The organism is Thiohalobacter thiocyanaticus, assembly GCF_003932505.1.
GTDB classification, from domain to species: Bacteria; Pseudomonadota; Gammaproteobacteria; order Thiohalobacterales; family Thiohalobacteraceae; genus Thiohalobacter; species Thiohalobacter thiocyanaticus.
On the sequence record NZ_QZMU01000001.1, the window covers coordinates 103979 to 130814 of the forward strand.

At 63.5% G+C, this 26836-nt stretch carries 28 protein-coding genes and 3 pseudogenes; 13 read left to right on the forward strand and 18 right to left on the reverse strand.

The window, feature by feature from the left end:
* Positions 1-55 precede the first annotated feature (55 nt).
* The gene (locus tag D6C00_RS00525; protein WP_125179826.1) at positions 56-592 is read left to right on the forward strand and encodes a DUF2062 domain-containing protein; all 537 of its coding nucleotides are present in this window, start codon (positions 56-58) and stop codon (positions 590-592) included.
* Positions 593-625: 33 nt separating this feature from the next.
* Here D6C00_RS00525 and lolD read toward each other — a convergent pair whose 3' ends face one another.
* Both lolD and D6C00_RS00535 read right to left on the reverse strand, forming a co-directional pair.
* Positions 626-1321 carry a lipoprotein-releasing ABC transporter ATP-binding protein LolD gene (lolD, locus tag D6C00_RS00530; protein WP_125179827.1) on the reverse strand — a complete coding sequence of 232 codons (696 nt, stop codon included), beginning with the start codon at positions 1319-1321 and terminating at the stop codon, positions 626-628.
* Complete coding sequence (locus D6C00_RS00535; protein ID WP_125179828.1) at positions 1314-2561, reverse strand: lipoprotein-releasing ABC transporter permease subunit; 1248 nt, start codon at positions 2559-2561, stop codon at positions 1314-1316. Before D6C00_RS00535 ends, lolD begins: the two co-directional genes overlap by 8 nt.
* Positions 2562-2628: 67 nt before the next feature.
* Between D6C00_RS00535 and D6C00_RS00540 the strand changes: the two genes are divergently transcribed.
* Positions 2629-3279, forward strand: coding sequence for a rhomboid family intramembrane serine protease (locus D6C00_RS00540; RefSeq protein ID WP_125179829.1), 651 nt, complete (start codon positions 2629-2631; stop codon positions 3277-3279).
* A 20-nt stretch (positions 3280-3299) separates the two neighbouring features.
* Here D6C00_RS00540 and D6C00_RS00545 read toward each other — a convergent pair whose 3' ends face one another.
* Positions 3300-4259 (reverse strand): MotY family protein, encoded by a 960-nt coding sequence (locus D6C00_RS00545; protein WP_158675233.1) that lies wholly within the window; start codon positions 4257-4259, stop codon positions 3300-3302.
* A gap of 52 nt (positions 4260-4311) precedes the next feature.
* On the opposite strand from D6C00_RS00545, the gene D6C00_RS00550 reads away from it, so the two are divergent.
* From D6C00_RS00550 to D6C00_RS00560, 3 genes are read left to right on the forward strand one after another with little or no spacing between them, the layout of a single operon-like run.
* On the forward strand, positions 4312-4596 hold the full coding sequence (locus D6C00_RS00550) for a hypothetical protein (RefSeq protein ID WP_125179831.1): 285 nt from the start codon (positions 4312-4314) through the stop codon (positions 4594-4596).
* A complete protein-coding gene (locus D6C00_RS00555) occupies positions 4586-5668 on the forward strand; it encodes an agmatine deiminase family protein (protein WP_177433213.1) in 1083 nt (360 codons plus the stop codon). Before D6C00_RS00550 ends, D6C00_RS00555 begins: the two co-directional genes overlap by 11 nt.
* Positions 5665-6549 carry a carbon-nitrogen hydrolase gene (locus D6C00_RS00560; protein ID WP_125179833.1) on the forward strand — a complete coding sequence of 295 codons (885 nt, stop codon included), beginning with the start codon at positions 5665-5667 and terminating at the stop codon, positions 6547-6549. The genes D6C00_RS00555 and D6C00_RS00560 overlap by 4 nt, the downstream gene beginning before the upstream one ends.
* Before the next feature lie 359 nt (positions 6550-6908).
* Here the strand turns inward: D6C00_RS00560 and bioA are convergent.
* Positions 6909-8224: pseudogene (gene bioA, locus D6C00_RS00565) on the reverse strand (adenosylmethionine--8-amino-7-oxononanoate transaminase).
* An 88-nt stretch (positions 8225-8312) separates the two neighbouring features.
* Here bioA and D6C00_RS00570 point away from each other — a divergent pair.
* The 3 genes from D6C00_RS00570 to D6C00_RS00575 all read left to right on the forward strand — a co-directional run bounded on the left by D6C00_RS00570 (position 8313) and on the right by D6C00_RS00575 (position 10362).
* A complete protein-coding gene (locus D6C00_RS00570) occupies positions 8313-9434 on the forward strand; it encodes a 3-deoxy-7-phosphoheptulonate synthase (protein WP_125179835.1) in 1122 nt (373 codons plus the stop codon).
* A 44-nt stretch (positions 9435-9478) separates the two neighbouring features.
* Positions 9479-9613 carry a hypothetical protein gene (locus tag D6C00_RS16250; protein WP_255416736.1) on the forward strand — a complete coding sequence of 45 codons (135 nt, stop codon included), beginning with the start codon at positions 9479-9481 and terminating at the stop codon, positions 9611-9613.
* A gap of 89 nt (positions 9614-9702) precedes the next feature.
* Positions 9703-10362: a rhodanese-like domain-containing protein gene (locus tag D6C00_RS00575; RefSeq protein WP_125179836.1), complete on the forward strand. Its 660-nt coding sequence runs from the start codon at positions 9703-9705 to the stop codon at positions 10360-10362.
* A 356-nt stretch (positions 10363-10718) separates the two neighbouring features.
* Here D6C00_RS00575 and D6C00_RS00580 read toward each other — a convergent pair whose 3' ends face one another.
* The 6 genes from D6C00_RS00580 to D6C00_RS00605 all read right to left on the reverse strand — a co-directional run bounded on the left by D6C00_RS00580 (position 10719) and on the right by D6C00_RS00605 (position 16783).
* Positions 10719-12077, reverse strand: coding sequence for a sigma-54 interaction domain-containing protein (locus tag D6C00_RS00580; RefSeq protein ID WP_125179837.1), 1359 nt, complete (start codon positions 12075-12077; stop codon positions 10719-10721).
* A gap of 132 nt (positions 12078-12209) precedes the next feature.
* Entirely contained in the window at positions 12210-13481 is a 1272-nt protein-coding gene (locus tag D6C00_RS00585; protein WP_125179838.1) for an NAD(P)/FAD-dependent oxidoreductase, read from the reverse strand.
* Between the two features lie 217 nt (positions 13482-13698).
* Positions 13699-14349: a hypothetical protein gene (locus D6C00_RS00590; protein WP_125179839.1), complete on the reverse strand. Its 651-nt coding sequence runs from the start codon at positions 14347-14349 to the stop codon at positions 13699-13701.
* A complete protein-coding gene (locus D6C00_RS00595; RefSeq protein ID WP_125179840.1) occupies positions 14330-14641 on the reverse strand; it encodes a hypothetical protein in 312 nt (103 codons plus the stop codon). The genes D6C00_RS00590 and D6C00_RS00595 overlap by 20 nt, the downstream gene beginning before the upstream one ends.
* Positions 14642-14904: 263 nt before the next feature.
* A complete protein-coding gene (locus D6C00_RS00600) occupies positions 14905-15885 on the reverse strand; it encodes an adenylate/guanylate cyclase domain-containing protein (RefSeq protein WP_158675234.1) in 981 nt (326 codons plus the stop codon).
* A gap of 16 nt (positions 15886-15901) precedes the next feature.
* Entirely contained in the window at positions 15902-16783 is an 882-nt protein-coding gene (locus D6C00_RS00605) for a c-type heme family protein (protein WP_125179842.1), read from the reverse strand.
* A 196-nt stretch (positions 16784-16979) separates the two neighbouring features.
* Between D6C00_RS00605 and D6C00_RS00610 the strand changes: the two genes are divergently transcribed.
* Both D6C00_RS00610 and D6C00_RS16655 read left to right on the forward strand, forming a co-directional pair.
* Positions 16980-17495 carry a Crp/Fnr family transcriptional regulator gene (locus D6C00_RS00610; protein ID WP_158675235.1) on the forward strand — a complete coding sequence of 172 codons (516 nt, stop codon included), beginning with the start codon at positions 16980-16982 and terminating at the stop codon, positions 17493-17495.
* Positions 17492-17635, forward strand: coding sequence for a helix-turn-helix domain-containing protein (locus D6C00_RS16655; protein WP_399361178.1), 144 nt, complete (start codon positions 17492-17494; stop codon positions 17633-17635). The genes D6C00_RS00610 and D6C00_RS16655 overlap by 4 nt, the downstream gene beginning before the upstream one ends.
* Before the next feature lie 28 nt (positions 17636-17663).
* Here D6C00_RS16655 and D6C00_RS16500 read toward each other — a convergent pair whose 3' ends face one another.
* From D6C00_RS16500 to D6C00_RS16660, 3 genes and pseudogenes are all read right to left on the reverse strand, one after another.
* Entirely contained in the window at positions 17664-18272 is a 609-nt protein-coding gene (locus D6C00_RS16500) for an efflux RND transporter permease subunit (RefSeq protein WP_317623016.1), read from the reverse strand.
* A gap of 595 nt (positions 18273-18867) precedes the next feature.
* A pseudogene (locus D6C00_RS16505) lies at positions 18868-19953 on the reverse strand (efflux RND transporter permease subunit); the annotation flags it as partial.
* A 368-nt stretch (positions 19954-20321) separates the two neighbouring features.
* Positions 20322-20819, reverse strand: a complete 498-nt coding sequence (locus tag D6C00_RS16660; RefSeq protein ID WP_399359922.1) for a TetR family transcriptional regulator C-terminal domain-containing protein — start codon at positions 20817-20819, stop codon at positions 20322-20324.
* 279 nt (positions 20820-21098) lie between these two features.
* Between D6C00_RS16660 and D6C00_RS00630 the strand changes: the two genes are divergently transcribed.
* From D6C00_RS00630 to D6C00_RS00640, 3 genes and pseudogenes are all read left to right on the forward strand, one after another.
* Complete coding sequence (locus D6C00_RS00630) at positions 21099-21530, forward strand: hypothetical protein (RefSeq protein ID WP_125179846.1); 432 nt, start codon at positions 21099-21101, stop codon at positions 21528-21530.
* Positions 21531-21716: 186 nt separating this feature from the next.
* Positions 21717-22207: pseudogene (dsrE2, locus tag D6C00_RS00635) on the forward strand (sulfur carrier protein DsrE2).
* A 170-nt stretch (positions 22208-22377) separates the two neighbouring features.
* Entirely contained in the window at positions 22378-22959 is a 582-nt protein-coding gene (locus D6C00_RS00640) for a DUF4202 domain-containing protein (protein WP_206609477.1), read from the forward strand.
* Here the strand turns inward: D6C00_RS00640 and D6C00_RS00645 are convergent, their stop codons facing one another.
* The 5 genes from D6C00_RS00645 to D6C00_RS00665 all read right to left on the reverse strand — a co-directional run bounded on the left by D6C00_RS00645 (position 22960) and on the right by D6C00_RS00665 (position 26757).
* On the reverse strand, positions 22960-23226 hold the full coding sequence (locus D6C00_RS00645; protein WP_125179848.1) for a hypothetical protein: 267 nt from the start codon (positions 23224-23226) through the stop codon (positions 22960-22962).
* A 92-nt stretch (positions 23227-23318) separates the two neighbouring features.
* On the reverse strand, positions 23319-23606 hold the full coding sequence (locus D6C00_RS00650; RefSeq protein WP_125179849.1) for a sll1863 family stress response protein: 288 nt from the start codon (positions 23604-23606) through the stop codon (positions 23319-23321).
* A gap of 97 nt (positions 23607-23703) precedes the next feature.
* Positions 23704-23970 carry a hypothetical protein gene (locus D6C00_RS00655; RefSeq protein ID WP_125179850.1) on the reverse strand — a complete coding sequence of 89 codons (267 nt, stop codon included), beginning with the start codon at positions 23968-23970 and terminating at the stop codon, positions 23704-23706.
* Positions 23971-24106: 136 nt separating this feature from the next.
* Positions 24107-24811 (reverse strand): tRNA (adenosine(37)-N6)-threonylcarbamoyltransferase complex dimerization subunit type 1 TsaB, encoded by a 705-nt coding sequence (gene tsaB, locus D6C00_RS00660; protein ID WP_125179851.1) that lies wholly within the window; start codon positions 24809-24811, stop codon positions 24107-24109.
* Positions 24808-26757, reverse strand: a complete 1950-nt coding sequence (locus D6C00_RS00665) for an ATP-dependent DNA helicase (RefSeq protein ID WP_241546757.1) — start codon at positions 26755-26757, stop codon at positions 24808-24810. Before D6C00_RS00665 ends, tsaB begins: the two co-directional genes overlap by 4 nt.
* Positions 26758-26836 lie beyond the last annotated feature (79 nt).

A 26836-nucleotide genomic window follows, 5' to 3' on the forward strand; every position in this document is an offset into this window, starting at 1 on the left:
CGGTAACCAGGTTTATTGACGGCACCGGCTTCCCTGCCGGTATGGCGCACAGGACATGCCCAGACACCTTATCAGAAAATACCTGCCGGATGCGGTCAAGCTGCGCGAGCACCCGCAGCTGCGCCGCTTCGGCTGCAGGTTGCAGGATCCGAACCTGTGGCATCTGAACCGGCGCTCGATTTCGGGCGCGGTGGCGCTGGGCCTGTTCTGCGCCCTGCTGCCGATACCGGGCCAGCTGCTGCTGGGCGCGCTGCTGGCCATCTGGCTGCGGGTCAACCTGCCCGCCACCCTGCTGCTGGTATTCAGCACCAATCCCCTGACCATACCGCCGGTGTTCTACTCCACCTACCGTCTGGGTGCCTGGCTGCTGGACCGGCCGGCAATGCGGCTCGATTTCAGTCTGTCCTGGGAGACGCTGCATACCCTGGGCCAGGTATGGCAGCCGCTGGTGCTGGGCAGCCTGATCGCCGGCGTGCTGGCGGCGGCCCTGGGCTATGCCAGCGTGCGGTTGTTATGGCGCCTGTATGTCATTCGCCGCTATCGGCGTAAAAAAACGTTAGGTTCCAGGTGCCAGGGCCGAGGGGAGTTGTAGGATGGGTGAAGGCGCTGTGCGCCGTACCCCATCCTACTCTCCCTCGTACCTGACCTTCCCGTCGACCAGCTCCACCACCCGGTCCATGCGTGCAGCCAGGGTGGGGTCGTGGGTGACGATCACGAAACTGATGCCGAATTCCCGATTGAGATCCAGCATCAGGCCATAGACCTCCTCGGCCGTGGCGCGGTCCAGGTTACCGGTCGGCTCGTCGGCCAGCACGCAGCGCGGCCGGGTGACCAGGGCACGGGCCAGGGCCGCGCGCTGGCGTTCGCCGCCGGAAAGCTCGCCCGGTTTGTGCCGCAGCCTGTCGCCCAGTCCCACCCCTGACAGCAGCCGTGCGGCCTGGTCGCGGGCCGTACGCACCGACTCGCCGCGGATCAGCAGCGGCATGGCGACATTCTCCAGGGCGCTGAACTCGGGCAGCAGGTGATGGAACTGGTAGACGAAGCCCAGGGCCCGGTTGCGCAGCAGTCCGCGCTGGCGGTCGCTCAGGGCATTGATTGGCTGACCGTCCACCCGGATCTCGCCGGCCGTGGGGATGTCCAGCCCACCGAGCAGATGCAGCAGGGTGCTCTTGCCGCTGCCGGAGGCGCCGACCACGGCCAGCCGCTCGCCCGGCGCCACGCTGAGATCCACGCCGCGCAGCACCTCCACCCGGTACTGGCCCTGGATGAAGGTCTTGGCCAGATTGCGGCACTCGACCGCCGGTATAGCTGCTTCACTCATAACGCAACGCCTCCGCCGGCTGGGTGCGGGAGGCCCGCCAGGCCGGATACAGGGTGGCGAGCAGGCTCAGCAGGAAGGCCACCGAGCTGATGTGCCAGACATCTGGCCAGTTCAGGTCCGACGGCAGGTCGCTGATGTAATAGACGTCGGCCGGCAGGAATTCGACCTGGAACAAGCGCTCGATGGCCGGCACCAGGGTCTCCACGTTCAACGCCAGGCCGATGCCGCCGGCCATGCCCAGCAGGGTGCCGAGCACACCGATGACCAGGCCCTGGATGGTGAAGATGGCCATCACCGAGCCCGGGGTCGAACCCAGGGTGCGCAGGATGGCGATATCGGACTGCTTGTCGGTGACCACCATCACCAGGGTGGACACGATATTGAAGGCCGCCACCGCCACGATCAGGGCCAGGATCACGAACATGACCCGCTTTTCGGTCTGGATGGCGCGGAAGAAGTTGTGATGCTCGCGGGTCCAGTCGGACAGCCGGTAGCGCACCGGCAGCTGCGTGGACAGCTCATGCACCACCCGCTTGACCTCGAACAGGTCGCGCAGCTTGAGCCGCACCCCGCTGACCTGGTCGTTCAGCCGGAACAGCTTCGCCGCATCCTGCATGTGCACCAGGGCCACGCCGCGGTCGTATTCATACATGCCCACCTCGAACAGGCCGACCACGGTGAAGCGCCGCAGCCGCGGCAGCGCGCCGGCAACCGTCACCGTGGCCTGCGGGCTGATGACGGTGATGCGATCGCCGACCCGCACGCCCATGCTGTAGGCCAGCTCGCTGCCCAGCACGATGCCGTATTCACCGGGCCGCAGATCTTCCAGCCGGCCCAGCTTCATGTGCGCGCCGACGTCCGAGACCGCCCCTTCCTGCCCGGGGAGGATACCCCTCAGCATGGCACCGCTGACCCGCTCGTTCAGCGCCAGCATCGCCTCGCCGCGGACGAAGGGTGCGGCGCCCACCACGTCGGGATGCTGCGTGACCGTTTGCATGATACCTTGCCAGTCGTCGATACCGCCGCCGGCGGAGGTCACCGTGGCGTGCGATGCCATGCCCAGGATGCGGGTACGCAACTCGTTTTCGAAGCCGTTCATCACCGACAGCACCGTGATCAGCGCGGTCACGCCCAGCGCGATGCCCAGGATGGAAACCAGCGAGATGAAGGAGATGAAATGATTGCGGCGCTTGGCGCGGGTATAGCGCAGCCCGATGAAGATTTCGTAGGGGCGAAACATGCGCGGATTAAACCACACTTCGGCGCAATTGCGAATCGTGTCAGCCGACGTGGCTGAAGGTGCCGGCATGAATCATCCGCGTGACGGCCGTCTCAAACAGATCGCCCTCGGTGTGGGGCTGGTCATCGCCCTGCTCTGGTGCCTGCATGCGGTTCATACGTTTTTCGACTGGCCGGCCCAGCGCCTGGGCGTGCTTCCGCGTGAAATCACGGGTCTGCCCGGTATCCTGACCGCGCCCTGGATCCACGGTTCCTGGTCGCACCTGGCGGTGAACACGCCGGCCCTGTTCCTGCTGCTGGTGGTCAGTCTGTACCGCTATCCCCGGGCCAGCCGACTGGCCCTGCCGGCGATCTATCTGCTGTCCGGGCTGGGCGTGTGGCTGTTCGGCCGCGACAGCTTCCATATCGGCGCCAGCGGCCTGACCCATGGACTGATGTTCTTCATCTTCGCCAGCGGGGTGATCCGGCGCGACCGCAGTGCCATGGCGCTGTCCATGCTGGTGTTCTTTCTTTATGGCGGCATGATCTGGGGTGTGTTTCCGCTCGCGCCCGGCATCTCCTTCGAGTACCACCTGTTCGGTGCACTCAGCGGTCTGCTGGCCGCCTTCGCCCTGCGCCGGCGCGATCCGGTCGAACGGCGGCGTTACAGCTGGGAGCTGGAAGAGGAAGATGAAGTGCAGGAGAAATCCGGCAGCGGGGAAGACGAACGGCGGCCGTGACCGTCAGGGGCGCTTACCGATCACTTTTCCACCAGCCAGACCGTCGCCCGGCGGTTGCCGGCGGGGTTGTCCGGGTCCAGTTGCCAGCGTTCACCATAACCGCGGATCTCGATACGGCCGGCCGGGATGCCGCGCCGGGTGAGGTAGTCACGCACCGCCCGGGCCCGTGCCAGCGAAACCTTCTCATTGGCCCAGGCCGCCCCGCTGCTGTCGGTATGACCGGCGACCACGATACGGGCAACACCGCCGCGGCTGGCCTTATACCGGCGGATGGCGGGCTCCAGGGCGCGCCGGGCCAGGTAGCTCAGACGGGTTGAATTGCTGTCGAAGCTCACGCTGTATTCGCCTGTCGGCATGAAGTCCAGCTGCATGACGCCGGCCAGGCAGCGCTGGAATTCGGGCAGGGCGTTGCGCAGCCGCACCGCCGGGACGGTGACCACCAGCGGTTCGGCTGCCGCCTGTTCCGGCTGCCAGTCCAGCCGGGTGAAGCGGCCCTGTTCCAGTTCGTGCAGCAGCGTGCGCACCGCCCCACCCTGCAGGTCGAGCGGCTGCATGGCGCTGGCGACCCGTACGCTGCCGATATCCCTGGCCCCGCCGTCGTGCTGCCAGGGCGCGGGCGTGGAATGGATGCTGACCCGGGAGTAATCGGACACCGCCATCGGCACCCGCACCTGGAACCGCATCGGTTCGGCCCAGTGCTGGACGAAGCGCACCGTGCCGAAGCCCGGTACCTCGTGGCTGAGCGCACAGCTGCGACTGCCGGCCTCGACCCGCCAGTCGGCGGTTTCGAAATCGGCCTGGTAGTGGCGTGGCGCGATCTGGGCCAGGGCGGAACCGGCAACCAGGCCCAGTACCAGACCCAGGGCCGTGTTCCGGCAGCGGTGTGCGGACAGGGTGCTGTTCATGCTCAGTATGTCGGCATCCCGGGCCCGGACTTTACCGCCGCTCTGCACCCGGCGGCCGTCCAGATTCGCATTCATGGGGGGCCGTGATATAGTTGCCGCAAAACCTGCTTTGCAAGGAGATTCAACCATGTACCGGTTTCCGTCCCTGTTCGCCGTCCTGGTCCTGGCGCTGACCGCCCTGCCGCTGCAGGCCGAGGTGCTGCTGATCGATACCGTCGCGGACAGCGCCGCGGTCCCGACCCCGGCGCGGGGAACGAGCATGGAAACCGTGCGCAGCCGCTTCGGCGAGCCGCGCGAGGCCCTGCCCGCCGTCGGCGAGCCGCCCATCACCCGCTGGTCATACCCGGATTTCACCGTCTATTTCGAGCACGATCGCGTCATTCACGCGGTCGTGCGCCGCGATCAGCGCTGATATTTCCTCTCTGCGCATGACCCGACCCTATCTTCCGCCCGAATGGGCACCCCAGGATGCGGTCATGCTGACCTGGCCGCATTATCACGGCGACTGGGCCGCTCACATCGATGAAGTCGATGCCCTGTTCGCGCGCCTGGCCTGCGAGATCGCCCGGCGCGAAACCGTGCTCATCGCCTGCCACGACGACGAACACCGCGCCCATGTGGCCGATCTGCTGATGCATTCCTGCGCCGATCTCAACCGGGTCGAGCTCTATGTCGCCGCCTCCAACGACAGCTGGGTCCGGGACCACGGCCCCGTCACCGTACAGCAGGACGGGCGCGCGGTGCTGCTCGATTTCGTCTTCAACGGCTGGGGCGGCAAGTATCCGGCCGAACTCGACAACCGGGTCACGCGCCGGCTGGCCGAGGCCGGCGCCTTCGGCAACACCCCGGTGGAACCGGTCGATCTGGTGCTGGAAGGCGGCAGCATCGAGGTCGACGGCGCCGGCAGCCTGCTGACGACCGTTTCCTGTCTGCTCAGTCCCGGACGCAATCCGGGCCTGGGCCGTTTCGAACTCGAGGAGCGGCTGCGCCGCCACCTGGGCGTGGAGCGCATCCTGTGGCTGGAGCACGGCGCGCTGGAGGGCGACGACACCGACGGCCACATCGACACCCTCGCCCGCTTCTGCAATGACCACACCATCGCCCATGTGCAGTGCGAGGATCCGGCCGACACTCACTATGTGCCGCTGCAGGCCATGCAGCGCGAACTCGAGGCCCTGCGCCGCCCCGACGGCAGTCCCTACGAACTGATCCCCCTGCCCCTCCCGGCCGCGATTCATGATGCCGAGGGGCGGCGCCTGCCCGCCACCTATGCCAATTTCCTGATCCTCAACCAGGCCGTGCTGGTGCCGGTCTACGGCGACCCGCTGGATGATCTCGCCTGCGACCGCCTGGCCACCGCCTTTCCCGAGCGCGAGCTGGTCGCGCTGGACTGCCGCCCCTTGATCCGCCAGTACGGCAGCCTGCATTGTGTGACCATGCAACTGCCAGGCGGAGTCCTGGACGGGACAGGTACCCGGGCATGACGAAGACGCTCACAGTCGGGCTGGTGCAGGCCGCCTGCGGTGAGGACACGGCCGCCAATCTGGACACCATGGTCCAGGGCGTGCGGGATGCCGCCGCGCGCGGCGCGCGGCTGGTGCTGCTGCAGGAACTGCACAACAGCCGTTACTTCTGCGTGACCGAGGAGGCGCGGCATTTCGATCTGGCCGAACCGATCCCCGGGCCGAGCAGCGAACGGCTGGCTGCCCTGGCCGCCGAACTCGGCGTGGTTATCGTCGCCTCCCTGTTCGAACGCCGCGCCGCCGGCCTGTATCACAACACCGCCGTGGTGCTGGACGCCGACGGCCGCCTGGCCGGGCGCTACCGCAAGATGCATATCCCCGATGATCCCGGCTATTACGAGAAGTTCTACTTCACTCCGGGCGATCTCGGGTTCGAGCCCATCGACACCGCGCTCGGCCGGCTGGGCGTGCTGGTGTGCTGGGACCAGTGGTATCCGGAGGCCGCGCGCCTGATGGCCCTGGCCGGGGCCGAGCTGCTGCTCTATCCCACCGCCATCGGCTGGGACCCCGACGACACGCCGGACGAGCAGCAGCGTCAGCGCGAGGCCTGGGAGACCGTCCAGCGCGCCCACGCCGTGGCCAACGGCCTGCCGGTGCTGGCCTGCAACCGGGTCGGCTTCGAGCCCGACCCCTCAGGTCAGACTGCCGGCAGCCGCTTCTGGGGCAGCAGTTTCGTCGCCGGCCCCCAGGGTGAGGTCCTGGCCCGGGCCGGTGAGGACGCCGAAACCCTGGTCGTCGACATCGACCTGTCACGCAGCGAGCAGGTGCGCCGCGTCTGGCCCTACCTGCGCGACCGGCGCATCGATGCCTATGGGGATATCGTCAAGCGGTATCGGGATTGAGCTGTGGCGGGATAAATGCAGAGGGCGCAAAGACGCGGAGGCGCAGAGGAATATCAAGTGATGTAGGTTGGGCTGAGCGCAGGCGAAGCCCGACAGGGGATACGTCAGGAGTGTTGGGCTTCCTGCGTCAGCCCAACCTACATTCTGTTCTGAATATACGATTGTCCGTCATTCCCGCGCAGGCGGGAATCCAGTAACCGCTGTGGTCAATGGATTCCCGCCTGCGCGGGAATGACGGGAAAAATGAGTCCGGATGGCAGAAAGAAGTTTTCTCAGCCTTGATGTTCCTTTGCGTTTCCGCGTTTCCGCGTCTCCGCGTCTCCGCGTCCTCTGCGTTACCCATCACCCAGGCCTGAAACTCAGCAACACTCCCGCACCACCTCGCAGATCGCCACGGTCAGCACTCCCAGTTCCTCGTCGCTGATGATGTAGGGCGGCATCACATACACCAGGTTGCGGAAGGGCCGCACCCACACCCCGCGCTGGACGAAGGCCTCGGGCAGTGTGTGCATGTCCACCGGATGAATCAGTTCCACCACCCCGATCGCGCCCAGCACCCGCACGTCGCGCACCTGTTCCAGTTCACGACAGGGTGCCAGACCGGTCTCAAGCGCCGTTTCGATGCGGTGGATATTTGTCCGCCAGTCCGATTCCAGCAGCAGTTCGATCGAGGCCTGCGCCACGCTGCAGGCCAGCGGGTTGGCCATGAAGGTCGGCCCGTGCATGAACACGCCCGGATCGTGCTCGCTGATGCCTTCGGCCACCCGGGCGTTGCACAGGGTCGCTGCCAGGGTCATGTAGCCGCCGGTCAGGGCCTTGCCCAGGCACAGGATGTCCGGCACCACGTCGGCGTGGTGCATGGCGAACAGCTCGCCGGTGCGGCCGAAGCCGGTGGCGATCTCGTCGAAGATCAGCAGTACCTCGTGCGCATCGCACAGGGCGCGCACCCGGCGCAGAAATTCAGGGCAGTAGAAGCGCATGCCACCCGCGCCCTGCACAATGGGTTCGAGGATCACGGCGGCGATCTCATGGCCGGCATGCTCCAGGTGCTGCCTGAGTTCGGCGATCTGCGATTCGCGCCATTCGTCATCGCGGCGGCAGTCGGGCGTTCTCACGAACAGGTGCTGCGGCAGCACACCGCTGAACAGGTGATGCATGCCGCCGACCGGATCGCACACCGACATGGCGCCGAAGGTATCACCGTGGTAGCCGGCGCGAATGGTCAGCAGCTTGCTGCGCTGACTGTGGCCCCGGGCGAACCAGTATTGCAGCGCCATTTTGATGGCAACCTCCACCGACACCGAGCCGGAATCGGCGAAGAAGACGTACTGCAGCGGCTCCGGGGTGATGTCGATCAGGGTGGCGGCCAGACGCACGGCCGGCCGGTGGGTCAGGCCGCCGAACATGACGTGAGCCATGGCCTCCAGCTGGTCGCGGGCGGCGGCGTTGAGCACCGGATGATTGTAGCCATGGATAGCCGACCACCAGCTGGCCATGCCGTCGACCAGCTCGCGGCCGTCCTCGAGCCGGATGCGGGTGCCGCTGGCGCCGGCCACCGGATAGGCGGTGATCGGGCGGGTGAGGGAACTGTAGGGATCCAGACGTGCTCGCGGTCGAAACGCTGCCAGTCCTGCTGGCAGGCCGCGCTGGCCGGGCCGGGATAGCTGATGGTCATGGTCCTGCTGGCCTGGAGTCGGGGTAAGCCGTTAGTATAAGGATACAGGATACAACAACAATCCCCGCAGACTCACAGGACGCGACCGATGATTCTCATCCTCGAACCCAATACCGATCCCGAATCCGATACCTACCGGCAGCTGATGCGTTTTCTCGACCAGCTGCCCGACATCCAGAGCCGCACCCATCGGGTTGTAGGTGCCGAACAGGTACTGACCGAGATCTATCTCATCGGCAACACCAGCGCCCTGTCGATCGAGGAGATGTCCACTCTGCCGACGGTGGAACGCGTTGTGCGTATCTCCGAGGAGTACCGCATCATCGGCCGCCATCATGACAACGAACGCTCGCTGGAATTCACCTATAAGGGCGTGACCTTCAGCCAGCACGAACTGCACGTGTTCGCCGGCCTGTGCGCGGTGGACACCCCCGAACATGTCGAAACGATGATGCAGGCCCTGCAGGAACACGGCCAGGTCTGCACCCGTATGGGTGTCTACAAGCCGCGTACCAGCCCCTATGCCTTTCAGGGCCACGGCAAGAGCTGCCTGCCCTATGTGTTCGAGCTGGCCGGCAAGTACGGTATCCGGGTCATCGCCATGGAGGTCACGCACGAAAATCATGTGCGCGAGATCCACGAGGCGCTGGAACAGACCGGGCACCCAACCGGGGTGATGCTGCAGATCGGTACCCGCAACACCCAGAACTTCGAACTGCTCAAGGCCGTCGGCCGGCAGACCGAGATGCCGGTACTGCTCAAACGCGGTTTCGGCATCACCCTGGAGGAGTCCCTCAACGCGGCCGAGTATCTCGCCAGCGAGGGCAACAGCCGCATCGTGTTCGGACTGCGCGGCATGAAGACCAACATGGGCGATCCGCACCGCAACTTCGTCGACTTTGCCCACGTACCCGTGGTCAAGCGCCTGAGCCGCCTGCCCGTGTGCATCGACCCCTCGCACTCGGTCGGCAGCCGCGATCGGGCGCCGGATCGGCTGCTCGATGTCATGCATGTCACCGCACAGGGCGTGATCGCCGGGGCCAACATGGTGCTGGTGGATTTCCACCCGGCGCCGGAGAAGGCCCTGGTCGATGGCCCCCAGGCCCTGCGTCTGGATGAGTTGGCACCCTTCCTGCAAGACGTTCAGGTAGCCCGAGAGGCCTATTTGAAACGAGTGGCACTGATGCGGGAGTACACGGCCGACCCCTGACCGTCCCGTCTCGGACCCGATGCCACCATGGAGGAGTGTCTGAGATGCCTTACTGGAGCCTGATCCTGCTTGTCCTTCTCGCCACCCAGCCTGCGCTGACCGCGGCGGAAGACGCCGAGGGCGACGACAGCAACGGCGGCACCGAAGAGCCCGTCATCCCCGAAGACCCGGACTGCTGATGCCGGACGCCCGGTCAATCCATCCCGTCATCGCGCCGACAGGCACGAAAACCCGGTAACAACGCATAACACACCAGAGGAGAGAATCGATGATATCAATCCGAAACACTGTATCCAGCATCCTGCTGGGCCTGTGCCTGAGCACGCCAGTTCTGGCAGCTGAGGACGACATCGCCGTCAAGATAACCCCGGAACAGGCCAGCCTGACGGTGACCCATCAGGGCAAGAAGGTCACCATCATGCGTGATCAGAACGAGAAGAACACGGTCGATCCGGCCTTTTCCAAGACTTCACGCAAATGTCCGCCCTTCTGCATTCAGCCGATAAGCCTGGCGCCGGGGGTGGAAACCATCGCCGAGACCGAGATGCTGGACTACCTGCAGCGCAAGGAAAACGGCGATGACAGCATTCTGGTCATCGACTCGCGCACGCCGGACTGGATCGAGCGCGGCACCATCCCGGGTTCGATCAACATCCCCTGGACCCAGCTCAATGCCAGCCGCTCCGACCCCTTCACCATCGAGGACATCATGGAAAATCAGTTCGGGGCACGCAAGCAGGAGGGCCTGTGGGACTTCTCGAACGTGAAGACCCTGGTGATGTTCTGCAACGGCATGTGGTGCGGTCAGTCACCGAACAACATCAAGTCTCTGCTCAAGTTCGGCTATCCCGCACACAAGATCAAGTGGTACCGCGGCGGCATGCAGAACTGGGAGATTCTTGGCCTGACCACGGTCGAAGGCAAGTAATTCAGCCTGACGCAGTCCAGCGGAGCGGCCGGTGCCGCTCCGTTTTTTTATGTCCTGATTTAATCCGGCAACCAAATTATTCGTGTTACACAGTAGTCAGAAATAGTGGCTACAGAACCGGAGGCACCGTCATCCCCGCGCAGGCGGGGATCCAGCCGCCGCAGCGGTTTATGGATTACTCGCTGCGCTCGTCCTTCGTCCCCATAGGGCATAAAGGCGTTCAACGCGCTGCACGCTTTTGTCCCGCCCGCGCGGGAATGACGCCGTGAAACTGTAGCCGTGTATTCTGACTCCTGAGTAAATCACTGCCATTGCCTGACAATGACTGCAACTGCTGGCGCTGACTGGCAGATATGTCAGCCTTCCTGTAGTCCGCCCTGATGGCAGGTGTCGAGCTTGAGACGCTTGATGTAGCGGTACAGAGTACGCTCGCTCACCCCCAGCAGGCCGGCGGCACGGGCCCGATGGCCGTTGGCCCGGTCCAGGGCCGACATCACGTCCTGCACACTCAGGCGTCCGCTGCGCCGCGAGAGCAGCTTGTCGGTACGATGGGAGGGCACATGGGTGTCGATCGGCACCGGGGTGTCCTCGAACACGATGTGTTCGGGACGGATCATGCCGTCGGCAGCGAGGATGGCGGCGCGCTCAATGATGTTGCGCAGCTCGCGCACATTGCCGGGGTAGTCGTGATCCAGTAGGGCCTCGATCACCTCTGCCGACAGCGGCAGATGACGGTCCGCGCTCTCCATGCGGCCGAGAAAATGCTCCGCCAGCTGCGGGATGTCGTCCTTGCGCTCGCGCAGGGTCGGTACATAGACGGGGAAGGCGGATAACCGGTAGTAGAGGTCCTGACGGAACTCGCCTGCGGCGACCATGCGCTGCAGATCGCGATTGGTGGCGGTAATGATACGCACATCCACGTCGATGTAGTCGGTACCGCCGATGCGGCGGATCTGACCGCTTTCCAGTACCCGCAACAGTTTGGTCTGCAGCGGGAGCGGCAGCTCGCCGACCTCGTCGATGAACAGGGTGCCTCCGTTGGCGGCCTCGAACAGGCCCTTCTTGCGCTGTGCCGCCCCGGTAAAGGCGCCCTTTTCATACCCGAACAGCTCGCTTTCGATCAGGCTTTCGCCGAGTGCACCACAGTCCACCACGATGAAGGGCCCATTGGCGCGCGTCGAATAATGATGGATGTACTTGGACACCTCCTCCTTGCCCACGCCGCTCTCTCCCAGCAGCAGGGCCGTGGTCTGGGTGGGGGCAACCCGTTGCAGCAGGCTGGTCATGCGCAGCAGGGGCCGGGAACGGCCGATCAGCAGGGTGTCCGTGGCCGTATCCGGGGCCGTGACCGGAAAGATGGTCTCGCCGATATAGCGTACCTGGCCGCTGTCTCCCAGCAGCGGGTTGGCATGCAGCTGGACATACTCCTCGCGGCCCTTGCCGTCATAGTGGATGTGCATGACCTGCGTGGCCTGGCGGCGGGCGAATACCTCTTCGAGTGGACAATGTTCTCCGTGCTGGCTGCAGGGCACATCGGAATGGTGCGATATCTGGTGACACTTGCGTCCGATCAGCTGGTCGGGCTGTACGCCATAGCGTTCGCGGTAGCTGCGGTTGGCGGCGACGATGTTGAAATCGCTGTCGATCACCACGAAGGGGTTCGGCATGATATCGATGATGATCTGGTCGCAACTGGGTCTGATCCGGTTCGGCATGCTGGGTTCCTGCGGTCTGCCTGGTTCACTTCATGACACTGTCATGTCAATGACAGCAAAAGTCAGCGCGGGATACAATCCTTCCGGCCTGACATATCCTGACAAACAATCCCGCGCGGCAATGTCTCCGTCCTACTTCAGCTTGGCGATGCCCACTGCCTTGAGGACGTATTTCTCGTACACGGGTTCGGTCGAGCCGCGCTTCATCTTGGACAGAAAATATTTCTCGAAGGCGACCTTGGCGTAGTGCACCCACTTACCCTTCTTCATCCAGGAAACATTGCGGGGCGGGATCTGCGGCATGGCGACGAAGGCCACCCCGGTGTCGCCCATGTCTGCCAGGCAGATGGCATTCCAGGTCGCCTCGCGGTCAACCGGTTTACCCTCCAGATCGTTCTTTATGTTGTGGGTCACGGCCGTGACCATGGATTCGATCATGTAACCGGTCTTGGGTGTACCCGTTGGTATCGGCGTTGGCTCCACGGGTGGGATGGCGATGCATACGCCCACTGAATAGATATTGTGCCATTTGGGATTGCGCTGGTATTCGTCGACCTTGACGAAACCGCGTGGATTGACCAGATCCTCGCCGAGCGCGGCGACGGCGTCCACCCCCTTGAAGGCAGGAAGCATCATGGAATAATCGAACGGCAGTTCGTGCTCCTTGATTACCTCACCGTCCGCATTGTGCTCGGCGACGTGCATCTTGCCCGCGTCGACCCGGGTGACCTTGGCGTTGGTGATCCAGTTGATATGGCGCTGGCGCAGTTCGGATTCCATCATGCCCTTGGAATCGCCAACCCCGCCCAGACCCAGGTGGCCGATGTAGGGCTCGGAGGTAACGAAAGTCATGGGTACCTTGTCGCGCAGTTTGCGGTTGCGCAGGTCCGCGTCCATGATGAAGGCGAACTCGTAGGCCGGACCGAAGCAGGATGCGCCCTGCACTGCGCCGACCACGATCGGGCCGGGGCTCTCCACGAACTTCTGCCAGCCCGCATAGGCCTTCTCGGCGTGCCCGACGGTGCAGACCGATTCGGTAAAGCCCTCCGGGCCCAGTCCCTCGACCTCGTCGAAGGCCAGCTTCGGCCCGGTGGCGATTACCAGATAGTCGTAATCGATCGTCCGGCCATCGGCCAGGGTGAGCCGGTTATCCTCGGGCTTGATCTCGCTGACCGCAACCGGAATGAAATCGATGTCCTTCTTCTCCAGCCGGGGCTTGATGTCGAAGCTGATATCGGCGCGGCTGCGCCAGCCGACGGCCACCCAGGGATTGGATGGAACGAAATGGAAATCCGGCGTGGCGTTGATGACGGTGACCTTGTGACCGCTGCCCAGCGCTTCCTTGATTTCGTAGGCGGCCGGCATGCCGCCGGTACTGGCGCCGATGATGACAATATGTGCCATTACAGTTCTCCTGATAATCCGACTCCTGTTGACGCACATGATAGGAGCAGAATGTATGCCAGGGAAGCTGCGCAGCCTGTCAGGTGTGTCATGACTGCAGCGAACTTGATCTGGATCAGGATTGGCACAGGTACGGGGATATGTTCGGCGCTCTGGTGTGCAACGACACAGGAAGGGAAGCAGTCCGCTTCCCTTCCTGATCAGGGAGAGTCGGGATTCAGGAGCAGTAGACCTTGGCGCGCAGCATATTGATTCTGATGATCCAGTTGATCTCCTGCGGCACTGCGGCCAGTACCTTCAGGCTGATCTTCATGCTGTCGGAGGGCTTCATGCCGACGGCGGCGCTGGCCTCGCCGTTGGTCACGGCGGCACCGGCAGAGACCCCGGCCTCGCCCCTCACCATCAGGTCGGGAATGATGCCGGCCAGTTTCTCGAAGGTCCATCCCAGCTGCTCCAGACGGGCCTGAATCAGTTCGACGTAAGGCTTGTCGTCCTGATCCGACCAGGCGCAGAGACCGCTGCCGGAACCGGAGCCGGCGTTGCGCGTATCCGCCGACGTCTGCGGGGCGCCGAGCGTCGAAGGACGCATCAGCGGCGGCAGCGTGTCCAACGCCTGACGGATCTCGTCAGCCATCGACTCCATCTCGGCCACCCTGGACGAAGTCGCCTGCCACATCAGGTACAGGGCCCGCGGCGGCATGTAGTCGATCAGATTGGACATACGCTGGATGTTCGCCTTCAGGTTGCCGTTGCCGCTGAGCGCGGGCACCTCGTCGACCAGCGCGGAAAAATTGTTGAACGTGTTCCTGAGGCTGGCGCGGAAACCGGCGCAGTGCGCGTTGCATCCCTCACCGCCGGTGAAATACACATAATCGGACTGCATTTTCCCTGATCAGCCCCATGCTCTCCCGGAACTGTTCCATGACCTGCATATCCTTTACCTGCTGGAAGATCTCGGCGGCGGGTTCCTTCGCTTCATCGATCCGGTTTCGGATCGGCTGCTTGTCCCGCACGTTGGTGATGTGGACATTGGCCCGGGTCTTGACCGTCTGGATGCGGTCGCCGAAACCGGCGGAGGCCAGGCCGGGTACAGCGACGGCCACGGCGGCGGTGAGAGAAATGAAGGTGCGGCGGAGGTTGTTTGTGATGATCGTCTTCATGGGGTGCTCTCCTCTGGTCGTTTGTTTTCGGGTGGCCTGTTGCCGTCCCGATGGAAACAACTGTACGGAAGAGCCCATGGAGGCGCCGTTAACTAGTGGAGCGGATTCTGTGACTTATTCACACCCCGGGAGTGGGGCATGAAATTTTGGAGATTGCCACGGCGCTGCGCGCCTCGCAATGACGGGAAAATAATATATATAATAATAAGTTATATGTTTTTAGATTGCGCAGGAAAGCGTGCCTGCCGCCGGACAATGGCAGCCTAGCGGTCCTGCCCCAGGTCAGCAAGAAAGGCCTGCTGTTCGGTCTGGTCGGCGAGTTCGGCGGCCAGCATCCTGCCCAGACTGTCAGGATCAGGGGCCTGCCCGGCGGCGTTCCTGACCAGAAGTGACGCGATCGGACCGATATAATCGCTGAGCAGCTGCTCGGCCCGTGCCAGCAGAGCCGGATCGATGTCACTGGCCGGTGCGGGAGTGGTGTCACTGGATTGCGGTGTCACCCGGATTTCAGGCGCGGCCAGGATCTGATCGATTTCCTCGAGTGATCCGGCCCGCTGGGCGGCCCGGTGCACGAGTATCCTGGCCATGGGACCGATCTCCTGGCTCAGGCGATCCACGCGGTCCTGCAGCGCTTCCGGTCCCCATGGCCCGGTCACGACCGCCGGAACCGGCTGATTGAGTACTGCCGCCCGGTTGCCCGCTTCGCTTCGGGCCGGCGCCACTTCATAGACATCGAATTCGCGGACATGCTTGTCCGCTTTCCTGCCCATATACTGAAAGAGTTCGGAATACTCCTGGCTGAGACAGCCGATCACCTCGTAGAAGGAGCGCGAGACGAGGATCTGACCAGCGCCGGCAAAATCCATGACCCGGGCGGCGCAGTTGATGCCTTCGCCCAGGGTGGTTTCCTCACCCTTGACGTCGTGCACGATCCTGACCGGCCCCAGGTTGATGCCGATGCGTACCTCATAGGGCACCGTGCCGCCCTCCTGAGCACGGACGGCATCGCGCAGATCGAGCGCGAAATACAGGGCCGCTTCCGGTTCCACCAGAAAACACGCGGCCGCCCCGTCGCCGCGATCGAGCAGGATATAATCGTTTTCGGTGTATTTGGCGAGCAGCTTCTGTACCTGGGCATCGAGGTGAGCCTTGATCGCGATCTGGGCCTGCAGGTGGTGCTTGCTGAAACCAACGACATCCAGAAAGGCCACGCAGCACAGCCAGGTACGGTTGCGCTCACTCATCCGCTCACTCATCCGCTCACCGCCGTTCGCCGTCGAGCAGGGCCATTGCCTTGTCCAGGCTGCGGCGCATGCGGTTGAAGGAAGCGGCCAGTACGGAAATCTCGTCTCTGCCCGCCGTCTCGAACTCCGGCACATCCAGGGTGCCCCGGCTTACCTGGTCCGCGGTATGCGACATCTTCTGGATCGGGCTGATCACGGTCAACCGCAGCAGCACATTGATCAGTACGATCACGACGATGAAGGTGACTGCCAGCACGATCATCAGCAGCCGGAAGGTCTCCTGGGCCTTGGCGATGGGAACCTCCATCGGGACCGATACGATCTGTGCACCCACCACCTGGTGTAGCTTCCAGCCGAAACCGTTGGCGTTGCCATAGCGTGCCAGCATGGTCTGCGGTGCTTGCGACGGTGTGCTGTGGCAGCTCAGGCAGTCCTGATTGCCGATGCGAATCGGACGCGAGAGGTACAGGGAGCGCCGCTTCGGAGTATCACGCTCGCCGGTGAACTCCTCCAGCTGCGGCTGGTTCTGGAACATGCTGATGATGTCGGTTTCCCAGTCCACGGCCCGGTTGCGCGGGTTGGTCGGGTTCAGGGTGGCTTCCTTGTAGACGTAGTCGGGATTGCTTTCGTGCAGACGCATGAAACTCCGGGTCGCCGCATAGGCCGGCACGATCTGGGGCAGGAAGCTTTCCTCCAGGTCATCGACCAGCAGCGGCCGGATCTCGTCGATGGTATAGCCGCGCACCGCCATGGCGCTGTCCATCATCAGGCCGGCCTGTCTGAGGACCTCGTGATAGGCGCTCTCGTACAGCGTTCGATGGGTGTTCAGGCCGATTACCGCGAAGCCGGTTCCGAGCACAGAGACCAGAATCAGGTTGAATTTGGCAGTTATCCCCACAGCCCCCTCCCTAATGCACAGCAGGTATCCTGATGGTCCGCGCTCTCCGGCGCGTGACCCGGCGACACCGGCCCCCTATTGACCGCCGGTGTCTGAACGCAAGCATAGGCCATCCGCAGGGACAATGGAACCATCCGCTAACCGGGATGTATCCCGACGTTTCGCCGTCCGGGCTGAATTCGTATACCATCGGGGCATGAGCGTCGAAGCCCTGCGCACAATCCCCCTGTTCGCCAACGTGGATGACCACGACCTGGCGCAGATCGCGGCCGCCTCAACGGTCCGCAGCTACAGAAAGAACAGCATCATCATCAGCGAGGGTGATGCCTCGAGTTCACTCTATCTGGTTCTGGACGGCGAGCTGAAGGTCTACGTCAGCGACGAGGACGGCAGGGCCAACATCATCAACCGCCTGGGCCCGGGGGACTATTTCGGCGAGCTCTCACTCATCGACGAACAGCCGCGCTCCGCTTCCATCGAAGCGCTGACCCGGTGTCGCCTGTCGGTGCTGACGCGGGCGTATTTCATCGACTATCTGGAGACGCATCCCAGGGTGGCCATCCGGATGCTCGAGGGGATGGGCGAGCGCCTGCGCCGGACCACCGATCATGCCAAGAGCCTCGCGTTGATGGATGTATTCGGGCGTCGTATGCCAACCTGCTGCTGCAGCTGGCGATCGAGGAGGACGGGCGTCTGGTCACGCCGTCCCTGACCCAGCAGGATATCGCCGATCAGGTGGGATCCTCGCGCGAAATGGTGAGCCGCATCCTCAAGGATCTGCGGGCCGGAAATTACATTTCCATGGACGGCAAGCGCTTCGTCATCAACAAGCGCATCCCTGACCGCTGGTAGCCGCCCGCGGCCCTCGGCGGGAGTCCCTTCAATAGTTTCTGCGCCGGTCGGCGTAGATCAGCAGGGGGGGCAGCAGCAGGAAGTCCGCCAGCAGGGCCAGCAGGATGGTCATGGCGCTCAGGGTACCCATGCCGGCGTTGATCACGAAGGCCGACTGCGCCAGCACCAGGAAACCGGCGGCCAGCACCAGGGTGGTCATCCACAGCGCCGTGCCGACCGTATGGAAGGCATAGCGCACGGCGTGCTCGCTGGCCAGGTGCTGCTCGCGCCGTGCCCGCAGGTACTTGCTGAGAAAATGCACGGTATCGTCGACCACGATTCCCAGAGTCATGCCGGTGACCACCGACAGGGCCAGCCCCACCTGCCCGACCAGCAGTCCCCACAGGCCGAAGGCCATCGCCGCCGGGACCAGGTTGGGGATCAGGCTGATCAATCCGATGCGCAGCGAGCGCAGCGCCAGGACCAGGATCATGGATATCAGCACCAGCGCCAGCGTGGTCCCGCCCAGCATGCTCTGGATATTGCGCTTGCCGATATGGGCGAACATCAGCGCCGGACTCGCCCCCTCCACCAGCTGCGCCGGGGCATGCTCGCGCAGCCAGGGCCCGGGCCTGCTCCTCCAGCGCCAGCAGCTCATTGGAAGACAGGCTGTCGACCGTGACGGTCAGGCGGGTGGCGGATTTGTCCACGTTGATCTGGTTGTTCAGGTCCAGTCCGTAGGGCAGCGACATCTCGTAGAGCAGCAGGTACTGGGCGGCCAGGTTGCGTTCACGCGGCAGGCGGTACCAGTCCGGATCGTCAGCATGCAGGTTCATGTCAAACCGCTTCATGATGTCGGTAAAGGTATTGACGTGCAGCACGCCCGGCTGCTCCCGGTACCAGTCGGCGAAGGCCTCGACCCGACGCAGGAAGTCGGGGTCGGCGATGCCGCCCGGCTCGCCTGCCGGCAGCGAATACTCGATGGTGTAGATGCCGGTGAGGTTGTCGATGGCGAAATCGGTGTGGGTACGGAACTCGATGCTCTCGTCGAAATATTTCACGAACTCGTCGTTGAGCTCGTTTTTCGGGATCAGGGCGATCAGTCCCAGTATCAGCAGTCCCATACCCCACAGCAGTGACCGCTTGTAACGGATGACGAACTCGGCCAGTGCATCCATGGCCATCCGCCGTGCTTCCGGCTGCGGGCGGACCCGCAGCGGCAGCAGCAGCATCAGCCCCGGCAGCAGAAAGATCGAGGCGACAAAGGCCGCACCCATGCCCATGGCGACGATGTTACCCAGGTCGCGGAACGGCGGCGCGTCCGAGAAATTCATGCTGAGAAAGCCGATGGCGGTGGTCAGGCTGGTGAGGAATACCCGCTGGATGTTGATACGCAGGCTTTCCAGCATGGCCTCGCGCCGGCCGTGGCCCAGCCGCATCCCATGCAGAAAATTGACCAGCACGTGTACGCAGTTGGCCAGGGCCAGGGTCATGATGATCTGGGGCGAGAAGGCCGAGGGCGGCGACAGGGCGATGCCCAGCCAGCCGGCCAGCCCCATGGCCGTGGCGATGGACAGGCCGATGGCGGCGAAGGTCGCCAGGGTGGCCGTGAGCGAGCGCAGCAGCACCAGCAGCACAACGAAGATGATGGCGAACATGGCCGGCACCAGGGTGGCCATATCGTGGCGGGTCTCCTCGGAGAAGGCATTGTTCATCATCACCATGCCGGTGGTGTAGACCTCGATGCCGGGAAATCGGGTCTGAAAGCGTTCGACCAGCGCACGGGCATGCGCCACCGCCTCGGGGGTTTCCTCGGTCAGGTTCTCGCCCGGCAGTTGCAGCACCACGTTCACTCCGGTCACGTCCGCGCCCGGGGCGATCAGGCGGTTGTGCAGCAGGGGTTTCATCAGTGCCACCCTGCGGATACGCTCGATCCGGTCTGCATCCAGCGCCTCGGCATCGGCGACCAGGTCCTCCACCACCAGATCATCCGACTCGGCATAGGTGTGCTGGAAATTGCTGATGGAATCGACCCGCAGGGAATAGGGAATCTGCCAGGCCTGCTCGGTCAGCCACTCCACCGCGGCCAGGTTATGGCGGGTAAAGACAGTGCCGTTTTCCGGCGCAAGCCACAACAGGATGTTGTCGTTCTGGGTGTAGGTGTCCTGCAGCCGTTCGAAGGCCAGAAGCTGAGGATTTTCCTCGCTGAAGAAGATCTGGTAGTCGTTGCTGAAGTGAAGTTTCTGCGCACCCGTCCCGGCCAGCAGCGCCAGCAGGATCAGCAGTGGGATCAACAGCAGCCGCAACCGCAGGATCCATTCGGCCAGTCGGGGGATCATCCGTTTACTAATGAGAACGCAAGTTAGCGGACACTCAGCCGTTGTGTGCTCACGTAGGCCAAGGCAGCGAAGCGCCGCTGTAGCACTCCTACAGCAAGCTTCGATAACGCAGGCCTACGTTGAGCCACACAACGGCCTGTCCTTTCAAAATCAATTGTTAGGGCTTCACGCGCGTCGCTCGCGCTGTTGCGCCGCTTTGCACGGGTGGCCCCATTCCCGGCGCACGCGCCTTGATGCAGACCGCGGCCTTGAAGCCTGTGCGTGTCGTCTAACTTGCGTTCTCATTAGTATTGTTCTCGTCGGGGTGGGTTCGGATTGCGTTCTCAGGCGCGCAACAACTCCAGATAGCTATCAGACCGGTGCCGCCATTACGGCCAAGCGGCTCCTTGCTCTGGGGCCTTCTTGGCGATGCGATGCAGCCGGCAAGGGCGGCCCGATGAAAAGGTCGCCACCTGTTCGCACGTCCCACGTGGACCGAACTGTCCCTGCGCCGGGCACTTCCAGCGCCTCCGCGCCAGCCAGGTCCGCCAGTCCCGGTAGACGTGGTCGATGCGCTGACGGAAGCCCTCGTCCAACGGCGACATCTCCTGGGCCAGGTTGTTGAGCGGACAGCCCAGGGTGTGAGCTTGTCCCCGGCCAGGGTGTTTTTTTTTCCCATTTTGGTTCCTTATTATATGAATGATGTTGGCCAGTGATCTCGGCCTGCTCAGCGTCTGAGCCACATATCGCTGATGATGCCGCGGATCACGTCCTCGACCACGGCGTAGCCCAGGGCCTGCTTGTTGGGAAAAATGATGATACAGAGCGCCTGGTTTTCGGCCCGGTCGTCGCCCTGAGCACGTCGTCCAGGCGGTGCCCTGATACACCGTGGCGATAGACCTCCTGATAGGCGGATTCCAGGATCCGCCGTCGGGTGGCGTCCGGATTGCGGGTGCGCTGGCGTTCTTCGGTTGGCATGGTCTTGGTCATGATTACGGGCTACGCAGTCTGGCGTCCCTCTCCCCTGTAAGCAAGCAATTTGAAAATCCTGATTGAAAGAAGCTTATAAATACATACTCATTTTATTTACTTGACTTTTCTCCTGCGAGGTCTATTTTACTACCAACTGGTTGTTTCCACGCCCATACCGACATAAGGAGGCGTTTATGACCGGCACACCGACCCAGGCCCGCCCCGCCCGGGGCCTGGCCCAGACCTTACAGGAAGGCAGTTTTACCGTATTCCTGCAGGGACGACCAATCACCGCGACCCTGACACCCCGTGCCCGCAAGGCAGCCGAGTCGCTCGGCATCCCCATGGTGGTGGAGATGGAACTGTTTTTCAGCTGCCTGCTGCGCAAGCGTCTACGCTTTCATCAGGTGGATGCCGCCCCGGAATCGGTGCTGGAACCAGTCGAGCTTTACCCCGGCCTGAGCCTGCTGTTCCGGCCCGTCGTCGCGGAAGTCTGCAACATCGACACCCTGGAAGGCGCACCGCCGGTCAAGACCATGCCGGCCAAGCGTGCCGATGCCTTCATCCCGAAATGGGTGAGTATCGATCACCGTTCCGGCGCCTGGGCCGGTGACTTCGGCTATTGAAGCCAGCGCGTGCCGTCCCGCGCACAAGACCAACACTGACGGCAATCAAGGGACCCTGTACACGATCGACCGAGGAGACCTCACATGAACGAACCGAATGCACAAATGGACCAGTGGCTGAACGAGAAACTCGATGAACTCCTGCCACAGAAGCTCGAGGCCATCGAGGAGAGCAAGACCCCGAGCATGTCACTGATCGCCACCAAGGGGACCCTGGACTGGGCCTATCCACCCTTCATCCTGGCCTCCACCGCCGCGGCGCTGGGCTGGGAAACCAGCATCTTCTTCACCTTTTACGGCCTGCTGCTGCTGAAGAAGGAGATCCCCTCCGAGGTCAGCCCGCTGGGCAACCCGGCCATGCCGATGAAGATGCCGTTCGGACCCAAGTGGTTCCAGAACATCACCTGGCCAATGCCGAATCTGATCATGGCCGCATCCCGGGATTCGAGAAGGTCGCCACCTCCCTGATGAAGAAGACCTTCAAGAACAAGGGTGTGGCTACGGTCGAGGAACTGCGTGAACTGTGCATCGAGGCCGACGTGAAGATGTATGCCTGCCAGATGACGGTGGACGTGTTCGGCTTTGAGCAGAGTGAATTCATCGACGGCCTGGATTATGTCGGCGCCACCTACTTTATGCCGGTAGCGCGCGAATCGGACGTCTGCCTGTTCATCTGATCGGATTACACACTCCATTGGCCTGAAACCTGCCCGCGCATTTGCGCGGGTTTTTTATGTAGCGAGGAGTGAGGAGAAAGTCCGGCTGGCTGGAACTGCAGGGCCTGAGGTAAACTCGACGGGAATCACAACAAGGAATTCCTGCATGTCAGATACCGCAAAGTTCAACCGTGCCGTCGAACTGGATCGACGCCGCCAACCGCGAGGATCCCAACCAGGAAACGGTCGACGGCGAGACCTGGCCCAAGGAACTGCTCTACGGCCACCGCATGAGTGACATGATCGAGCGTTTCGATCCGGATGCCGACGCCGCCGCCAAACTGGCCGTGCGGGCGCAGCACATTCAGCGCTGGAAGTCCCCACGCAGCGACTATCCGATGGACCGCAAGGGCTATCACCAGTGGCGTACCGCCCTGTACGACTTCCATGCCGAAACCGTCGGCGCCCTGCTGGAACAGGCCGGCTACGACGAGGACTTCGTCGACCGGGTCAAGCAGGCCGTGGGCAAGAAGGCGCTCAAGCGCAACCCGGACACCCAGATGGTGGAGGACATCGCCGCCCTTGTCTTCATCGAACACTACATGGAAGAGTTCGCCGGCAAGCATCCGGAATACGACGAGGAGAAGTGGATCACCATCATCCAGCGCACCTGGCGCAAGATGTCTCCGCGGGCGCAGGAATTCGCCCTGACCGGCGGGATCCGGCTGCCGGAGGCGCTGGTGCCGCTGATTCAGAAGGCGGTGGCGGAATAGCTATTCACAGGGGGGAATCCTGGCGTCGGGCAGCGTCTCGACCGACTTGAAGTCCAGCGCCTCGGCCGTATCAAGACCCGATTCGTCGATGGTGTAGACATTGATCCGGCCGGTCGCCGCCCCGCACATGGCCGGGTAGGCCCTGCCGTCCTGCGCCTTGCGGCCGCACACGACCTCCACCCCTGCGCGGGTAAGTTCCCGGCGCATGTCCTCGACGGCCACCCCGCTCTCCTCGCATTGGACGGAACCGTCGTATTTGTACACCATTATCGTATCCGGCTCGCGCATATGAACGCAGCCCGCCAGGATCAGGCAGACGATAAGCGAAATAGTTGGCAGCTTCATCGGAGTAATGAGATTTATTTGAATCTTGTTGCGGCCGAGCGGATTGCCTGACCGAGATCATCCCAGGCGCTCTCGACTCCCGCCTTGAGATCTTCCCACGCATCTTCACTGGCGTTTTCCAGCTCTTCGAGCTTCGTTCTGGCCGCTTCCTGCCGTGTCCTCAACTCCTCAATATGCTTGTAATATTCAAGCTGCGCATCGGCTTCGGCTGAGTCCGCTTTTGCCTTGAGCCGGTCTATCTCGGAATTCCATTCATCCAGTTGTGCCCGCAGCTTCTTTTCGTAGGCTTGTTTCTGACTCATTTCCTTTTCCTCCGATACAGCAGGTCATTAACAAGAAAAATGCGCTACGGAAAACTATAGTAGGGAACTTCATGCGGTACCAGCCATACCGAAGGAGTCAGCCTTTCCTGATCAGTTCCTCGATCTCGACGACAGTGGTCTTCCATTCCTCGCTCTCATTGCCGCCCTGGGCCATCAGTTCCATGAGGCGGTAGGCAAGCTGGCGGGTTTCGGGGGTCATGTCCCGGAGTTTGTTGAGCAGGTAGAGGTACTGGCCGTTCTCGGCGGACAGGGTCTTGAGCAGGGCGAACAGCAGCAGCGAGGCACCGCCGTGAGTGTTGTCCCTGACGATCTGTCTGGTTTCCTCGAGGGGTGTCAGATCCATGGGTTTTCCTTGAACAGTTCAAATCTCAACGCAGTATCGTAGGTCGGGTTAGCCCCGGAAGGGCGTAACCCGACGTTCCCGCCGTGAGTGTCGGGTTACGCTTTGCTAACCCGACCTACAAGACTGGCCTCCCCCGTCAAGGGAGAGGAATGGAACTTTTTGACGGGGTCTGGACCACCTGGTCACGCAGATAGATCGGAACCGCCTGTTCGGCGCTGACGGTCCGGCCCTGCCGATACAGCTGCAGGGCGATGGGGATCATGTCGGCGGCGTGCGGCAGGGCATCGGGTTCATACTGGACGATTCGCCCGGTGCAGTGGTTGTTCAGGGCCTCGCCGTAGGTCTTCCAGCCGCTGCCGCGGGCCTGCCATTCGCCCTGGCCGGGACAGGTCACCCGGTCCGGCGGACGCACGGTCTCATCCACGACCGGCTGCATGACACCGTCGCGATCGCGGCGGAAGGCACCCCAGTAGACTTCATGCATGCGGGCGTCGATGGCGGCGAGCACCTCGTCATTATCGCTGCCCTGCGCCAGGGTGGCGAGGGTGGAGACCGGGATGACCGGCAGCCCGGCGCCGAAGGCCAGTCCCTGGGTGATGCCGGCGGCGATGCGCAGGCCGGTGAAGCTGCCCGGGCCGCGGCCGAAGGCGATGGCATTCAGTTCCCGGATGGCCAGGCCGGCCCCGTTGAGCAATTCCTCGATCATGGGCAGGATGTTGCGGGCATGGCCGCGCGGATCGACCTGACAGGTCGAAGTCATGTCCCCCTGAACGTACAGGGCGGCACTGCAGGCCTCGGTGGCGGTGTCCAGGGCCAGGATGTACTGGGCGGGAGCGTTCATGCGCGGGCCTTCGCTTCCCTGTCGGCGATGCCCGCAGCGAAGAAGGCCTCGACGTCGCGCAGCTCGCGGGTCAGCGGCATGGGCGGCAGGCTGCGGCGGAATATCCGGCCGTAGGGCTTGTTCAGCAGACGCGGGTCGCACAGCACCAGTACGCCGCGATCGGTGGCATCGCGGATCAGCCGGCCCACGCCCTGCTTGAGGGTGATCACGGCGCTGGGCACCTGGAAATCCATGAAGGGATTGCCGCCGGCCTCGCGCAGCCGGTCGATGCGGGCCTGCACCACCGGATCGCCCGGGGCGGCGAAGGGCAGCTTGTCGATCAGCACCAATGAGAGGGCCTCGCCGCGCACGTCCACGCCTTCCCAGAAGCTGCTGGTGCCGAGCAGCACGGCATTGCCGAGTTCGCGGAAACGGCGCAGCAGTTCGCGTTTGGGCATCTGGCCCTGGACCAGCACGGGGTGCTCACACTCCTGCAGCCGCTCGGCGGCCGCCTGCAGGGCGCGGTGACTGGTGAACAGCAGGAAGGCGCGGCCGCCGCTGGCCTCGATCAGGTGTTCGGCCTGGTCCATGACCGCGTCGGTATAGCTCGGGCTGTTCGGCTCGGGCAGTGCGGCTGGCACGTATAGCAGGCCATTGGACTGAAAGTCGAACGGGCTGTCGAGCTGCAGGGTGCGTGGTTCCACCAGGCCCAGCTGCCTGGTGAAATGATGGAAGTCCTGTCCCACGGCCAGAGTGGCGGAGGTGAATACCCAGCTCGCCGGCAGGCGTTCGAGCTGCTGCTGGAAGATGGCGGCGACGTTGAGCGGCGTGAGATGAATGGCGAAACTGCGGGTGTAGGTTTCCAGCCACTGGACATGATCGCCGCCCTCCTCCGTGCACACGCTGGCCAGTTTGTGGACGAGCTGTTCGGCCCGGTGCCAGCAACCTTCCAGGCCCTTGCCGCGCGCCGCAGCGGTCTCCAGCCAAACGCGCAGCTGCTCCAGCGCGTCCCTGAGCCCGTCGAGCGCGGCCCGCACTTCGGGCTTGTGGCGGATATCCTTCCAGGGCAGACGGCGGTTGCCCTGGCCGAAGGCCAGGCGCAGGTCGGCGGCGGCCTTGTCCAGCGCGTCGGCGCTGTCGGGCAGGTCCTGCATATCACCGGCCTCGCGCAGGTGTTCGGCCCGGGTGTCGCGCGCCAGTTGCTGCAGCTGGCGGCTGCCCAGGCTCAGACCGAAGAACCGGGCGGCGGTCTCGGGCAGTTGATGCGCCTCGTCGATCACCACCACCTCGGCGCCCGGTAGCAGCTCGCCGAAGCCCTCTTCCTTGAGTGCCATGTCGGCGCTGAGCAGATGATGGTTCACCACCACCACCTCGGCCTCCTGGGCGCGGCGCCGGGCCTTGAGCACGTAGCAGTCACGATAGGACGGGCAGTCGCTGCCCAGGCAGTTGTCGGCCGTGGAAGTCACGCGCGGCCACACCGGCGCGTCCTCGGGGATGTCGGACAGTTCACTGACATCGCCGGTGCGGGTGCGGCCGGACCAGTCGTTGATGCTCTGCACCTCGGCGGCCTGGCGGCGCCGGGCGAAGCGTCCTTCCTCCAGGGTGAGCTGCAGGCGGTGCAGGCACAGGTAATTGGACCGGCCCTTGAGCAGGGCGATTTTCGGTTGCACACCCAGCGCCTCGCACACGCGCGGCAGGTCGGTGTGGAACAGCTGATCCTGCAGGTGTCGCGTGCCGGTGGAGAGGATGGCCCGTTTGCCGCTGTGCAGCACCGGCACCAGATAGGCGTAGGTCTTGCCGATGCCGGTACCGGCCTCGACCACCAGCTGTTCGCGGGCCTCGATGGCCTGCTCCACGGCAGCGGCCATGCGCAGCTGCGGTTCGCGCACATTGAAGCCGTTCACCAGTTCGGCGAAGGGGCCGGATTGGCCCAGGAGGTCGGCGGCTGTGGTGTGGAAATCGGTCACGCGTCAGTTCGTGGCTGGCTGGGCAAATCCGGCAGGTATTTATCGGAACTCTCTGATATCAATCCGTCACTGCGAGCGC

Coding starts and splice junctions, on each gene's coding strand:
- D6C00_RS00525 (WP_125179826.1), top strand. CDS start 56: ATGCCCAGACACCTTATCAGAAAATACCTGCCGGATGCGGTCAAGCTG.
- lolD (WP_125179827.1), bottom strand. CDS start 1,321: ATGAGTGAAGCAGCTATACCGGCGGTCGAGTGCCGCAATCTGGCCAAG.
- D6C00_RS00535 (WP_125179828.1), bottom strand. CDS start 2,561: ATGTTTCGCCCCTACGAAATCTTCATCGGGCTGCGCTATACCCGCGCC.
- D6C00_RS00540 (WP_125179829.1), top strand. CDS start 2,629: ATGAATCATCCGCGTGACGGCCGTCTCAAACAGATCGCCCTCGGTGTG.
- D6C00_RS00545 (WP_158675233.1), bottom strand. CDS start 4,259: ATGAATGCGAATCTGGACGGCCGCCGGGTGCAGAGCGGCGGTAAAGTC.
- D6C00_RS00550 (WP_125179831.1), top strand. CDS start 4,312: ATGTACCGGTTTCCGTCCCTGTTCGCCGTCCTGGTCCTGGCGCTGACC.
- D6C00_RS00560 (WP_125179833.1), top strand. CDS start 5,665: ATGACGAAGACGCTCACAGTCGGGCTGGTGCAGGCCGCCTGCGGTGAG.
- D6C00_RS00570 (WP_125179835.1), top strand. CDS start 8,313: ATGATTCTCATCCTCGAACCCAATACCGATCCCGAATCCGATACCTAC.
- D6C00_RS16250 (WP_255416736.1), top strand. CDS start 9,479: ATGCCTTACTGGAGCCTGATCCTGCTTGTCCTTCTCGCCACCCAGCCT.
- D6C00_RS00575 (WP_125179836.1), top strand. CDS start 9,703: ATGATATCAATCCGAAACACTGTATCCAGCATCCTGCTGGGCCTGTGC.
- D6C00_RS00580 (WP_125179837.1), bottom strand. CDS start 12,077: ATGCCGAACCGGATCAGACCCAGTTGCGACCAGATCATCATCGATATC.
- D6C00_RS00585 (WP_125179838.1), bottom strand. CDS start 13,481: ATGGCACATATTGTCATCATCGGCGCCAGTACCGGCGGCATGCCGGCC.
- D6C00_RS00595 (WP_125179840.1), bottom strand. CDS start 14,641: ATGAAGACGATCATCACAAACAACCTCCGCCGCACCTTCATTTCTCTC.
- D6C00_RS00600 (WP_158675234.1), bottom strand. CDS start 15,885: ATGAGTGAGCGCAACCGTACCTGGCTGTGCTGCGTGGCCTTTCTGGAT.
- D6C00_RS00610 (WP_158675235.1), top strand. CDS start 16,980: ATGAGCGTCGAAGCCCTGCGCACAATCCCCCTGTTCGCCAACGTGGAT.
- D6C00_RS16500 (WP_317623016.1), bottom strand. CDS start 18,272: ATGAGCTGCTGGCGCTGGAGGAGCAGGCCCGGGCCCTGGCTGCGCGAG.
- D6C00_RS00630 (WP_125179846.1), top strand. CDS start 21,099: ATGACCGGCACACCGACCCAGGCCCGCCCCGCCCGGGGCCTGGCCCAG.
- D6C00_RS00645 (WP_125179848.1), bottom strand. CDS start 23,226: ATGGTGTACAAATACGACGGTTCCGTCCAATGCGAGGAGAGCGGGGTG.
- D6C00_RS00650 (WP_125179849.1), bottom strand. CDS start 23,606: ATGAGTCAGAAACAAGCCTACGAAAAGAAGCTGCGGGCACAACTGGAT.
- D6C00_RS00655 (WP_125179850.1), bottom strand. CDS start 23,970: ATGGATCTGACACCCCTCGAGGAAACCAGACAGATCGTCAGGGACAAC.
- tsaB (WP_125179851.1), bottom strand. CDS start 24,811: ATGAACGCTCCCGCCCAGTACATCCTGGCCCTGGACACCGCCACCGAG.